Origin of the sequence: Rhodopseudomonas sp., assembly GCF_048594845.1 — a bacterium.
Classification (GTDB): Bacteria; Pseudomonadota; Alphaproteobacteria; order Rhizobiales; family Xanthobacteraceae; genus Rhodopseudomonas.
On sequence record NZ_JBMDXE010000289.1, the window covers coordinates 1 to 12,724 of the forward strand.

Below are 12,724 nucleotides of genomic sequence, written 5' to 3' on the forward strand. Positions count from 1 at the left end.
TATTCCTGCTCGAAGCCGAACCAAGCGCCCTCGTCGTCGAGAATGGTGGCGCGGGTGTTCGACGCATGCGGGGTGACGCCGTCGGGCATCATCACTTCGCACATCACCAGAATGCCGTTCTTGCGGGTGGCATCGTGGAACATCGCCACCGGCTTCAGCACGCAATCCGAGCTGCGGCCTTCGGCCTGCATGGTCGAGGAGCCGTCAAAGCCCCACAGCGGCAGTTGCTCGAGCGTCGGGTAGACTTCGAATTCCTTGATCTGCGTTTTGCCGCGCAGGTTCGGCACCGGCGTATAGCCGTCGAGCCAGATGTACTCGAGCTTGTACTTGGTCATGCGGTTCTCTCTGTTGAGTGCAAAGGGTGGGAACCCGAAGCGGATACGGAACCGCGCCCCGGCGGCCGACATCCTGCTGTCACGAATGCACTTGTCATGCCAACCGACCGCCGTTCTGCGACAAAACGGCGCGGCGGCCGCAGCGAATATGGAACTTTTCTCTCTTTCGAACGCTTGGGTCGGAAAGGAGGCGGATTCCGGCTGAGATTCGCCCGAACGGCCGCTCGTCAACAATCTTAACGATTGAAGCGCAGCTTTTAATCAGAGCGCTCGATGCGCCTCGAAATGTCACAGACCGCCGCGGGATGTCTCTTTGAATGATCGTCGGCCGGGCAATGGCAGACTTGCTCACTTTATCGGCAATCGATGATTTTTCCTTGAGCATATTGCACCCCGGCTGGGCGGGGCCGATATCTACAAACCGTGCAAATCACGGCGCGAGACGAAAGGCAGCTACACAAGAGAAGGAGATTGTCGTGAGTAACCTGGAGCAGACTTCTGCAAAAATCTATCAATTTCCCGTCGGAGGCCGCAGCGGTTTGGCCCGACGTGAGCAGGCAGCGGCCGATGTCGCCAGCCGGGCCGTCGTGACCAGCTCGAGCTGGTATCACGAAGCCGCGATGCTCGATGATCAGCCGCGAAAGCCGCAATGATCCCGCAGCCGACGACGCCCTGGGGCGTAGCCATCAAGATGTGACGAGGGCCGGCGTGCAAACGTTTCGGCCCTTTGTTTTGCCCGGCAGCTGCGAACCTCAGACGCCGAAGATCGACCAGCCGAGCCGCTTGGTCAGCGCCTCCAGCGCGATCCGGCCCAGGTGCGAATTGCCTGCAGCGTCCAGCCCCGGCGACCACACCGCGATGGAAGCTTTGCCGGGCGCCACCGCCAGCACCCCACCGCCGACCCCACTCTTACCCGGCAAGCCGACCCGGTAGGCGAATTCGCCGGAGCCGTCGTAATGGCCGCAGGTCAGCATCAGCGCGTTGATGCGCCGGGCACGCTGCGCCGAAACGACATTGTGCCCGGTCGAGGGGTTGCGCCCGTTATGCGCAAGGAAGCGACCCGCCATCGCGAGTTGCCGGCAGCTCATCGCAATCGCGCAATGATGAAAGTAGACGCCGAGCGTGTAGTCGACCGGATTGTCCAGTACGCCGAACGATTTCATGTAATTGGCGAGCGCCGCGTTGCGGAAACCGGTGCGCTGCTCCGAGGCGGCCACCTCGTCGTCGATCACGATCGACGAATCGCCGGCCAGAAACCGCAGGAAGCGCAGGATCTCACCGAGCGCCTCGCGCGGCTGATGGCCGGACAGGATCAGATCGGTCACGGCTATCGCGCCGGCATTGATGAAGGGATTGCGCGGGATGCCGCGTTCACGCTCGAGCTGCACGATCGAGTTGAACGCAGACCCCGACGGCTCGCGCCCGACCCGCCGCCATACCCGATCGCCCGACTTGCCGAGCGCGAGCGTCAACGTGAACACCTTCGAGATGCTCTGGATGGAGAACGGCACGTCGGCATCGCCGCCAGCCGCGACATGCCCGTCGGCGTCGATCACGACGAGGCCGAAACGCTGCGGATCGACATTCGCCAGTTCGGGAATGTAGCTGGCGACCTCGCCGCGGTCGGTCCGCATCGCCATCTCTTCGGCGATCTCGGCGACGACTTGGTCGAGATGATCAGGGTTCATGGCGGCCGGATGTGAAGCAAGGCGCGCGCCACGTCAATGGAGACACCAGCGCGGCCGCAGTCGACGTCCATGCGAGCGAGCCGAAGCCATCCCGTCAGTGCATACGACCGGATCGCTTCGTCGATGCGCTCCTCGCAATGACGAGCCGGATATCTAGCTCGCCGGCGCAGTCTGCCGCTTGCGGCGGAGTTGCAAGGCACTGAGGTGACCGTCGCCCGTCGGCTGATAGAATTCGGTGTAGCGGTGCGTCGCCTCGCCGAAGGCGCGAGCGTCGGCATCCTTCTTAACGTCGAACGCATCGAAGCCGTTGCGCAGCAGGAAGGTGAACTGGTCGCGCAACACTTGGCCCGTGGCCCGCAATTCACCGCGATACCCGTAGATCTCGCGCAGCCGGCGCGCCTGGCTGTGCGCCCGGCCGTCCTTGTAGGTCGGATACACCAATGCGATCAGCGCCAGCCGGTCGAGCCACGGCTTCAATTCGACCACGTCCCGGTTGTTCGGCCACACCACGCCGAGCGGTCGATTGCTCTTGGTCAGCGTCTCCGCCTCGGTGAGGAAGCGCGTGGCCGACACCAGCACCGCGCCATCGGCCGGCAGCTCGGCATCGTCGGCGATCGCCACGAAGTCGTCGGCAACGATCTGCCCGTTCTTAACGAGTCGCATAGACGCGCTCCTTGAAGGGCTCGACGCCCAGCCGCTTGACGGTGTCGACGAACAGTTCCTCCGGCCGCTCGCGCAGCGCCAGGTAGGCTTCGACGATATCCTCGACCACGTCCGCGACCTGCGCGTACGGCACCCCCGGCCCGATCAGTTCGCCAAGCTTGGCGTGCTCGTCGGCCCGGCCGCCGATGGTGATCTGATAGACTTCCTGATCGTTCTTCTCGACGCCCAAAATGCCGATATGGCCGACATGGTGATGGCCGCAGGCGTTGATGCATCCCGAGATGTTGACGTGCAGCCGGCCGATCAGATTGGCAGTCTCGTGATTGGCGAAGCGCCGCGTCAGCTCCTGCGCGATCGGAATCGACCGCGCATTGGCGAGCGAGCAATAGTCCAACCCAGGGCAGGCGATGATGTCGCTGACGAGGTTGACGTTGGGCGTAGCGACGCCGATCGCGTCGAGGGCCTTCCACAGCGCCGGCAGATCGCGCTGCGCGACGTGCGGCAGCGCCAGGTTCTGCTCGTGACCAACGCGGATTTCGCCGAACGAGTACTTGTCGGCGAGATCGGCAATTGCATCCATCTGCTCGGCGGTGGCGTCGCCGGGCGGGCCGCCGACCGGCTTCAGCGACAGCGTGACGATGGCGTAGCCGGGCTGGCGATGCGGCGCGACCGAATTCTTGCGCCACGCCTCGAACTTCGCATCGGACGAAGCGGCGCGCAGCTCGGCCGGATCGTCCGTGAGCTTCTCATAGGCCGGATAGACGAAACGCGAGCGGATCTCCTCGATCATCTCGTCGTCGAGCGTCAGCGGGCCTTCGGCAATCTCGCGCCAGGTCTGCTCGACCTCGGCGGCGAACTTCTCGATGCCGAGTTCGTGCACCAGGATCTTGATGCGCGCCTTGTAGATGTTGTCGCGGCGGCCGTACTGATTGTAGACGCGCAGAATTGCCTCGACGTAGCTGAGGATATCGCGCCCGGCGACGAATGGCTTGATGGTCTTGGCGATAAATGGCGAACGGCCGAGGCCGCCGCCAACCAACACCTCGAAGCCGGTCTCGCCCGCGTCGTTCTTGACGAGCCGCAGACCGATGTCGTGCACCTTGATGGCCGCGCGATCATGATCAGCCGCCGTGATGGCGAACTTGAACTTGCGCGGCAAAAACGAGAACTCCGGATGCAGCGCGGTGTGCTGGCGCAAAATCTCGGCCCAGACGCGCGGATCTTCGATCTCTTCCGGCACGACGCCGGCCCATTGGTCCGCGGTGACGTTGCGAGTGCAGTTGCCGGAGGTCTGCATCGCGTGGATGCCGACTTCGGCAAGATCGGCGAGTGCGTCGGGCAAGTCTTTCAGCGCAATCCAGTTGAACTGGATGTTCTGCCGCGTCGTGAAGTGGCCATAGCCGCGGTCGTATTTGCGCGCGACGTGAGCGAGCTTGCGCAGCTGCGCCGACGACAGCGTGCCGTAGGGAATCGCCACGCGGAACATGTAGGCGTGAAGTTGCAGATAGACGCCGTTCATCAAGCGCAGCGGCTTGAACTCGTCCTCGGTCAGGTCGCCGGAGAGCCGACGCTGCACCTGGTCGCGAAACTCCGCGACGCGTTCGTTGACCAACGTCTGGTCGAGATCGTCATAAACATACATTGAAAAGCAGCCTCAGGCCTGAGCGGTCAGCGCGATGGTCAGGCCGGTCTTACGAATTCGTTCGCGCAGATTGCCGGGGATGATGGTGCCGGCGTCATCGATCTTCACCGGCGCGATATAGGCGCCGACTGCGCCGATATCGTCCGCCACCGCTTCTGCGAGCAGCGCACGCGCCGGCTCGGCCTCGCGCACGATCGCGGCGTCAGCCAGATCGGTCGACCAGTCAGCTTTGGCGGTCCGATAGATCACGACGCCATCGAAGGTGCGGTTGGCGGTCACGACCGACGGACCGGTGATCCGAATTTTCTGTTGCAGCGGAGACGTCATTCGGCGGCCACCTGATAGTTCGAAACGAGTTGCTGAAGTTGTTGCCGGCGCCATGGCGCCGAATGGGCGACGACGTCGCCGATCACCAAAATGGCCGGACCGCCTTCGACCTGCTCAACCAGCGCCGGCAGATCGTCGAGCACGCCGGCCGCGGCTTTGGCGTCCGGCCGCGTGACGCGCGCAAACACGCCGACCGGCGTCTGCGGCGAGCGGCCAGCCTGCAGCAGGCCGGCGCGTACCGTCGGCGCGGCGCTCATGCCCATGTAGACGACGACGGTCATCTTCTCGTCGGTCAGCACCGTCCAATCGACCGCTTCGGCATCCTTGGCCTTGTGCGCGGTCAGGAAGGTGATGCGGAGCGCCTCGTGCCGATAGGTCAGTGGCACCTCGAACTGCGCGGCGGCGCCGAAGCCGGCGCTAATTCCAGGCACCACCGAATACGACACTCCGGCGTCGCGCAGCGCTTCGATTTCCTCACCGCCGCGGCCGAACACAAAGGAGTCGCCGCCCTTCAAACGCACGGCGCGCTGGCCGGCCTGGGCGGCTTCGATCAGCAGTTTGTTGATCGCCTCCTGGCCGATGCCGGGCTTGTTGACGCGGCGTCCGACCGGCACACGCGCGGCATCGCGGCGGATGCGGTCGAGAATTTCGGGTGACACCAGCTCGTCGTAGAAGACCACGTCGGCGTCCTGCAGCACGCGAAGCGCCTTGACGGTGAGAAGATCCGGATCACCGGGACCGGCGCCTATCAGCGTGACATGCCCTTGGGCATGGCCGGTTTCGGACGCGCGCGCGTAGGCGGACGGATCGCCAATCGCCTTGAGCTGGGCTTCGGCGTCGTCGCTCCGCCCTTCCAGCACGGCCGCGCCGATCGGCCCATCGACGACGCGCTCCCAAAACCGGCGACGCAGAGCAAACTCGGGCATGCGCGCCTTCATCGGGTGACGCCAGCGCCCGATCAACCCGGCGAGATCGCCGATCCGCGCCGGCAAAACCTTCTCGATCATCTCGCGCACGCGCCGCGCCACCACCGGCGACGAACCGCCGGTGCCGACCGCCACCACGACATCGCCGCGATCGACAATCGCCGGAAAGATGAAGGTGGAATGCGAAAGCTCGTCCATGACGTTGACGGGAACGCCGACTTCACGCGCCCGCGCAGCCAATGGCGCCGCGAGATCGCCGGCGCCGGCGCACAGCAGCGCGATGGCGCCGCCAAGATCGGCATGACACGGATCACCATCTGCGAAGCTGATACGGGCGCGATCGGTCTCATCAATGCCCGACAAATCGCGATCACCATCGACCGCGTACCAGCGGATCGTCGCGCCAGCCGACAGCAGCAATCTCAATTTGGCACGCGCCATCTCGCCGGCGCCGACCAGAATCACTGGTCCTGCCGTGAGATCGAGAAAAACCGGAAGAAACCGCATGCCCGCTCCGTTGCCCCTTTCGGGTCCACCAGAATTATTTTCTACGTGGAATTCTTACAAGCCGCGGCGGAAGAAAACCAATCCTTTGCACCCCCGAAGCCATGGAGGGAATTTCCATCCCTTCCAGCGGGTTGCGAGAGGCAACCATTCTCCGCTCCGTTGCACACCTTGAGGCAAACCTGGGGCAGTGCGTGCGCGGCCCGGGTTCGGCCGCTTCACACTCCCTGTCATCTCGACTATCTGACCACCAAACGCGCATCCCCTCTGGCACAGCCATCACTTCGCTTCATCGAAGCGAATGCGTGGCCGATGCTCACTCAAGGCCAGCAATAAGGAGTTCTCGTGAACCGTTTCGCTCTTGCCCTGCTCGCCGGCCTCGGCGCCTTGTCAAGCGTGGTGCCCGCGCAGGCACAGGCGCCGACCACGCTGCTCAACGTTTCCTACGACATCGCGCGGGAACTCTATGTCGAGATCAACGCTGCGTTTGTTCCGTATTGGAAGCAAAAGACCGGCCAGGACATCACCATCAACCAGTCGCACAACGGCTCGTCGCGGCAGGCCCGCTCCATCCTCGAGGGACTGGAAGCCGATGTCGTCACGTTCAATCAGGTCACCGACGTCCAGGTGCTGCACGACAAGGGCAAGCTGATCCCGGCGGACTGGGCGAAGCGGCTGCCCAATAATTCATCGCCTTACTACTCGCTGCCGGCGTTCCTGGTGCGGGCCGGCAATCCGAAGGGCATCAAGGACTGGGACGATCTGGTGAAGCCGGGCGTCAAGGTGATCTTCCCGAACCCGAAGACTTCGGGCAATGCGCGCTACACCTACCTCGCCGCCTATGCGTTCGCGAAGCATAAATACGGCAGCGAGGCCGAGGCCGACGCCTTCATCAAGAAGCTGTTCGCCAACGTCCCAGTGTTCGACACCGGCGGCCGCGCCGCGACCACGACCTTCGTCGAGCGCCAAACCGGCGACGTGCTGATCACCTTCGAGGCCGAGACCAGCGCGATCCGCGATCTCGCCGGCGCCGACAAGTATCAAGTCGTCGTTCCGCCAACCAGCTTGCTGGCCGAATTCCCGGTGACAGTGGTCGACAAATACGCCGACAAGCACGGCACCCGCGCCCTCGCCACCGCCTATCTCGAATATCTGTACTCGCCTGAGGGACAGACCATCCTGGCCAAGGCGTACAATCGCGTCCACGACAAGACCGTGGTCGAGAAGTTCAAGGACAAATTCCCGGACGTGAAGCTGTATCGCGTCGAGGACGAGTTCGGCGGCTGGGACAAACTCACCGCCGAGCATCTGGCCTCGGGCGCGAAGCTGGATCAGTTGTTCGGGGGGCGGTGAAATCACAGGTTGAGAGCCTAGCCAGTACGGGCCTTCAACGCGTTATGTGCCTTCCACGCGTCCCCGTGTCAAAGTTCGTCATTCCGGGGCGCGCGCAGCGCGAGCCCGGAATCCATAACCACCGCCGGGAGTATGGATTCCGGGCCTGCGCGCAAGAGCGCGCATCCCGGAATGACGAACGTTAAGGTTTGATCGTCATTGCGAGGAGCGGAGCGACGAAGCAATCCAGCCCGGTGCAGTGAATTTCTGGATTGCTTCGTCGGCTTCGCCTCCTCGCAATGACGTGGTGAGGCACACATTCTCGACTGATCCCGACTGACTACCCTAGCTCAGCATCTTCACTCGCCACCCGGATCATTCTCTTGCGACGCAGCGTCATTCCCGGTTTCGGTCTCGGCCTCGGCATCACGTTGCTGTATCTTGCCGTGATCGTGTTGCTGCCGCTGGCAGCGTTGATCTTGAAGGCGTCGGATATCGGCGCAGCGCAGCTATGGACGATCCTGTCGTCGCCGCGGACGTTGGCGGCGATCCGGCTGACGGTGACGATGGCGCTGGCGGCGACGATCTTCAACGCGATCTACGGCACGCTGCTGGCCTGGGTGCTGGCGCGCTACACATTTCCAGGCAAGCGCGTGCTCGACGCGCTGGTAGATGTGCCGTTCGCGCTGCCGACGGCAGTGGCCGGCCTCGCCCTCACTGCGCTGTTCGCCAAGACCGGCTGGTTCGGCAGCGTGCTGGAGCCGCTCGGGCTCAGCGTCGTCTACACGCCGCTCGGCATCGGCATTGCGATGGCGTTCACCAGCATCCCGTTCGTGGTCCGCACGGTGCAGCCGGTGATCGAGGATCTCGGCAGCGATGTCGAGGAAGCCAGCCGCTCGCTCGGTGCCAATGATCTGCAGATCCTGGCCAAGATCATCTTCCCGTCGATCTTCCCGGCGCTGCTCGCCGGCTGCTCGCTGTCGTTTGCGCGCAGTCTCGGCGAGTTCGGCGCTGTGATCTTCATTGCCGGCAACCAGCCGATGAAGACCGAGATCGTCGCCTTGCTCGCCTTCATCCGGCTCGAGGAATACGACTACCCGGCGGCCGCGACGATCGCCGTGGTGATGCTGGCGATGGCATTCGCGATGCTGCTGATCACCAATGCGGTGCAGGCCTGGCAGCTGCGCTATCTCGGCCGCGGAGGCGTGTGATGAGCAAATCCCAAGCGCCGAATCACCCACCTCCGAAGACCAAGGACTGGATGGTGACGCCGGTCGGCGCCGGCCCGGTCACCCGGCTGGTCGTGCTCGGCATCGTCGGCATCATCACGCTGTTCATCCTGGTGGCGCCGCTGGCGGTGATCCTGAGTTCAGCGTTGAGCCAGGGCATCGGCGTGTTCCTGCGCAACCTCGGCGATCCCGGCACGCTGCACGCGATGTGGCTGACCACGATCACGGCGCTGATCGTGGTGCCGGTGAACATCATTTTCGGCCTCGCCGCGGCCTGGACCGTCAGCAAGTTCGAATTCCCCGGCCGGACGCTGCTGATCGCGCTGATCGAGCTGCCCTATTCGATCTCGCCGATTGTCGCCGGCGTCGCCTATTTGTTCGTCTATGGCACCCAAGGGCTGTTCGGCCCTCTGCTCGATGCGCTCGGCCTCAAGGTGATGTTCGCGCTGCCGGGCATCGTGCTGGCCAGCATGTTCGTCACCGCGCCCTATGTGGCCCGCGAGTTGATCCCGCTGATGCAGGTGCAGGGCACCGACGAGGAAGAGGCCGCGGTGACGCTGGGCGCCGGCGGCTTTGCCACCTTCCTGCGTGTCACCCTGCCGAACATCCGCTGGGCGGTGCTGTACGGCGCGATCTTGTGCAACGCCCGCGTGCTGGGCGAATTCGGCGCGGTCTCAGTGGTATCCGGCAACGTCCGGGGCCAGACCACCACGCTGCCGCTGCAAATCGAGCTGCTGTACCAAGACTATAATGTCGCAGGCGCGTTCGCGGCCGCGACCACGCTGACGGCCGTGGCCCTGCTGACGATCCTGCTCAAGATCCTGGTGGAGCGGTTGGCGGCGGACGAGCATCCGGCCTCCTAACCCCGCCCGCCCCCCGGGCCCCTTCCAATACCCGCGCCTTTGGCGCTAAAAGAGGCGCCCCCGGGCCGCCTTGGGCGGCATCGGCTCATTTCGAACCCTGAAACGGGCCGCCCCACGGCGCCCTTTCTCGCGAGACATCCTCATATGAATCGTATTGACGCCCACGGCTTGAAAATCGCGCCCGTCCTGTTCGACTTCATCGCCAAGGAGGCCGCGCCGAAGACCGGGGTAGACCCCGACGCGTTCTGGGCCGGGCTCGCCGCGATCCTGCGCGACCTGACGCCGAAGACCCGCGCGCTGCTGAAGACGCGCGACGATCTGCAGGCCAAGATCGACGCTTGGCATCTCGCCAACAAGGGCAAGAAGCAGGACATGGCGGCCTATACCGCCTTCCTGAAGGAGATCGGCTATCTGCAGCCGGAGCCCAAGACCGCCCCGGTCGAGACCGCCAATGTCGACGAGGAAATCGGCAAGCTGTGCGGCCCGCAGCTCGTCGTGCCGCTATCCAACGCGCGCTACGCGCTGAACGCCGCCAATGCGCGCTGGGGTTCGCTGTATGACGCGTTCTACGGTACGGACGCGATCCCGCAGGAAGCCACCCAGGCCAAGGGTTACGACAAGGTCCGCGGCGACAAGGTGATCGCCAAGGCCAAGGCGTTCCTCGACCAGGCCGCCCCGCTGGTGGCCGGCAGCCATAGCGATGTGACCGCTTACAGCGTGATCGCCGGACAGTTCTCGGCCAAGCTGAAGAGCGGCAACGCCACCGGCCTGAAGACGCCCGAGCAGTTCGCCGGCTACAACGGCGACGCCGCATCGCCGACCGCCGTGCTGCTGGTCAACAACGGCCTGCATATCGAGATCAAGATCGACCGCTCGAACAACATCGGCAAGGACGACCCGGCCGGCGTCGCCGACCTGGTGATCGAGTCCGCCGTCTCGACCATCCTCGACATGGAAGACTCGGTCGCCGCGGTCGACGCCGAAGACAAGGTGCTGATCTATCGCAACACCCTCGGCCTGATGAACGGCACGCTGTCGGAGAGCTTCGACAAGGGTGGCAAGACCGTCACCCGCGCGCTCAATGGCGACCGCACCTACAGCGCGCCGGACGGCAAGCAGATCACGCTGCACGGACGGAGCCTTTTGCTGATCCGCAACGTCGGCCACCACATGTGGACCGACGCGGTGCTGGACAGCGACGGCCAGGAAATTCCGGAAGGCTTCCTCGACGCTGCGGTGTCGGGCCTGCTGGCGATCAACGACCTCAAGCATCTCGGCAAGACCCGCAACAGCCGCACAGGCTCGGTCTACATCGTCAAGCCGAAGATGCACGGCCCGGACGAGGTCGCGCTGACGGTCGAGCTGTTCGGCCGCGTCGAGAAGATGCTCGGCCTGCCGGAGAACACCCTGAAGGTCGGCATCATGGACGAGGAGCGCCGCACCACGGTGAACCTCAAGGCCTGCATCCAGAATGCGTCGAAGCGGATCTGCTTCATCAACACCGGCTTCCTCGACCGCACCGGCGACGAGATCCACACCTCGATGGAAGCGGGTCCGATGATCCGCAAGAACGAGATGAAGGCGCAGCCCTGGATCAAGGCCTACGAGGACTGGAACGTCGACACCGGTCTGGTCGACGGCCTGCCCGGCCATGCCCAGATCGGCAAGGGCATGTGGGCGGCGCCCGACAAGATGGCCGACATGATCGCGCAGAAGATCGGCCATCCGCAGGCCGGCGCCACCACCGCCTGGGTGCCGTCGCCGACCGCCGCGACGTTGCACGCGCTGCACTATCACCAGATCGACGTGATCGCGCGCCAGCAGGAGCTGACCAAGGGCGGGCCGCGCGCCAAGCTCGAGGACATCCTCACCATCCCGGTGTCGAACTCGAACTGGGCGCCGGACGATGTCCGCCAGGAGATCGACAACAACTGTCAGGGCATCCTCGGCTACGTGGTGCGCTGGATCGACCAGGGCGTCGGCTGCTCCAAGGTGCCAGACATCCACGATGTCGGCCTGATGGAAGACCGCGCCACGCTGCGCATCTCCAGCCAGCACCTCGCCAACTGGCTGCACCACGGCGTCGTCACCAAGGAGCAGGTGATGGATTCGCTGAAGCGGATGGCCGTGGTGGTCGACAAGCAGAACGAGGGCGATGCGTTGTATCGTCCGATGGCGCCGGATTTCGACGGCGTCGCGTTCGAAGCGGCGTGCGACCTGATCTTCAAGGGCCGCACCCAGCCGAACGGCTACACCGAATACATCCTGCACGAACGCCGCCGCGAGGCGAAGGCAGCGCACCTGCAGGATCTGCGCTGATTGCCTGACGACTGCGCCGGCCACCTCTGAGCGCAGTCCTCCGCATCACGATCAAGGCCTCTCCCCGTCGTGGGAGAGGCCTTTTCGTTGAGGGCGACGCCGCATCACCTTTGCGCTTCGCCCGAACGGGCGGCGGGTGACGTGTTGCCACGCCCCGGAACGACGATGTTCGGGTCCTGTTGTCGCCGCATCAGATCGATGGAGGACGGCAATGAATTGGGACCGTGTTGAAGGCAACTGGAAGCAGCTGAAGGGCAACCTCCAGGAGAAGTGGGGCAAGCTCACCGACGACGATCTCGACGTGATCAACGGCCGCCGCGACCAGCTCGAAGGCAAGCTGCAGGAACGCTACGGCTACGCCAAGGATCAGGTACGCACCGACGTCGACGATTGGTTCAAGACGCTGCGCTGATCACACCCGTTGGAGACGAGAAAAGCCCCGGCCAGCCCGGGGCTTTTCATTTGGCGACGTAGGTTTTGGTCAGCACCGCTGTTGATAAACGAAGCGGGCATCCGCGATATCGGCGGATGCCCGTCGGTTAGTTCTCCGCTGCAAGCGCTAGAACACCGCCAGATACTTCAGCAGCGAGATGATGCCGATGATGATCACCACGGCGCGGGCGATCTGCTTGGCCCGGCCATCCAGCGGCAGCAGGTTGATCAGGTAAAGAACCAGAATAACGACAAGAAACGTAACCAGAATACCGATCAGCATCGCTTTATCCTCTCAGCCCGCGGTCAGCCCGCGCCGCCGTAACAACAAACGGCAGCGCCGAGAGTTCCGACCGCGGAACCAGGACGATTTGCTTGCAAAGATCAGATCAGTTCGAAGCCACCACCGGGATCTTGCCGTAAGCAGCGCGCACCGAGGCCGGTACCGGGGAGTAATTCACAGA

Annotated in this window: 13 protein-coding genes; 6 read left to right on the forward strand and 7 right to left on the reverse strand. The window is 64.0% G+C overall.

The window, feature by feature from the left end; translation table 11 throughout:
- Positions 1–335, reverse strand: a 335-nt coding sequence (locus tag ACOJTD_RS18720) for a glutamine synthetase beta-grasp domain-containing protein (RefSeq protein ID WP_420134378.1), incomplete at its 3' end; no start/stop codon positions are given.
- A gap of 317 nt (positions 336–652) precedes the next feature.
- Between ACOJTD_RS18720 and ACOJTD_RS18725 the strand changes: the two genes are divergently transcribed.
- Positions 653–988 carry a DUF2735 domain-containing protein gene (locus ACOJTD_RS18725; RefSeq protein WP_420134379.1) on the forward strand — a complete coding sequence of 112 codons (336 nt, stop codon included), beginning with the start codon at positions 653–655 and terminating at the stop codon, positions 986–988.
- A 99-nt stretch (positions 989–1,087) separates the two neighbouring features.
- On the opposite strand, the gene ACOJTD_RS18730 is transcribed toward ACOJTD_RS18725, so the two are convergent.
- The 5 genes from ACOJTD_RS18730 to cysG all read right to left on the reverse strand — a co-directional run bounded on the left by ACOJTD_RS18730 (position 1,088) and on the right by cysG (position 6,088).
- Positions 1,088–2,023, reverse strand: coding sequence for a glutaminase (locus tag ACOJTD_RS18730; protein WP_420134380.1), 936 nt, complete (start codon positions 2,021–2,023; stop codon positions 1,088–1,090).
- Positions 2,024–2,176: 153 nt separating this feature from the next.
- Positions 2,177–2,686, reverse strand: a complete 510-nt coding sequence (locus ACOJTD_RS18735; protein ID WP_420134381.1) for a DUF934 domain-containing protein — start codon at positions 2,684–2,686, stop codon at positions 2,177–2,179.
- The gene (locus tag ACOJTD_RS18740) at positions 2,673–4,328 is read right to left on the reverse strand and encodes a nitrite/sulfite reductase (protein ID WP_420134382.1); all 1,656 of its coding nucleotides are present in this window, start codon (positions 4,326–4,328) and stop codon (positions 2,673–2,675) included. The genes ACOJTD_RS18735 and ACOJTD_RS18740 overlap by 14 nt, the downstream gene beginning before the upstream one ends.
- Before the next feature lie 12 nt (positions 4,329–4,340).
- Entirely contained in the window at positions 4,341–4,655 is a 315-nt protein-coding gene (locus ACOJTD_RS18745) for a DUF2849 domain-containing protein (RefSeq protein ID WP_420134383.1), read from the reverse strand.
- Entirely contained in the window at positions 4,652–6,088 is a 1,437-nt protein-coding gene (gene cysG, locus ACOJTD_RS18750) for a siroheme synthase CysG (protein ID WP_420134384.1), read from the reverse strand. The genes ACOJTD_RS18745 and cysG overlap by 4 nt, the downstream gene beginning before the upstream one ends.
- 342 nt (positions 6,089–6,430) lie before the next feature.
- Between cysG and cysP the strand changes: the two genes are divergently transcribed.
- The 5 genes from cysP to ACOJTD_RS18775 all read left to right on the forward strand — a co-directional run bounded on the left by cysP (position 6,431) and on the right by ACOJTD_RS18775 (position 12,240).
- Positions 6,431–7,438, forward strand: coding sequence for a thiosulfate ABC transporter substrate-binding protein CysP (gene cysP, locus ACOJTD_RS18755; protein WP_420134385.1), 1,008 nt, complete (start codon positions 6,431–6,433; stop codon positions 7,436–7,438).
- Between the two features lie 362 nt (positions 7,439–7,800).
- Positions 7,801–8,628, forward strand: a complete 828-nt coding sequence (cysT, locus tag ACOJTD_RS18760) for a sulfate ABC transporter permease subunit CysT (protein WP_420134386.1) — start codon at positions 7,801–7,803, stop codon at positions 8,626–8,628.
- Entirely contained in the window at positions 8,628–9,509 is an 882-nt protein-coding gene (cysW, locus tag ACOJTD_RS18765) for a sulfate ABC transporter permease subunit CysW (RefSeq protein ID WP_420134387.1), read from the forward strand. The genes cysT and cysW overlap by 1 nt, the downstream gene beginning before the upstream one ends.
- A 144-nt stretch (positions 9,510–9,653) precedes the next feature.
- On the forward strand, positions 9,654–11,828 hold the full coding sequence (locus ACOJTD_RS18770; protein ID WP_420134388.1) for a malate synthase G: 2,175 nt from the start codon (positions 9,654–9,656) through the stop codon (positions 11,826–11,828).
- Positions 11,829–12,039: 211 nt separating this feature from the next.
- Positions 12,040–12,240 (forward strand): CsbD family protein, encoded by a 201-nt coding sequence (locus ACOJTD_RS18775; RefSeq protein ID WP_420134389.1) that lies wholly within the window; start codon positions 12,040–12,042, stop codon positions 12,238–12,240.
- A gap of 147 nt (positions 12,241–12,387) precedes the next feature.
- Here ACOJTD_RS18775 and ACOJTD_RS18780 read toward each other — a convergent pair whose 3' ends face one another.
- Positions 12,388–12,543: a Thivi_2564 family membrane protein gene (locus ACOJTD_RS18780; RefSeq protein ID WP_156332565.1), complete on the reverse strand. Its 156-nt coding sequence runs from the start codon at positions 12,541–12,543 to the stop codon at positions 12,388–12,390.
- Positions 12,544–12,724: the final 181 nt, after the last annotated feature.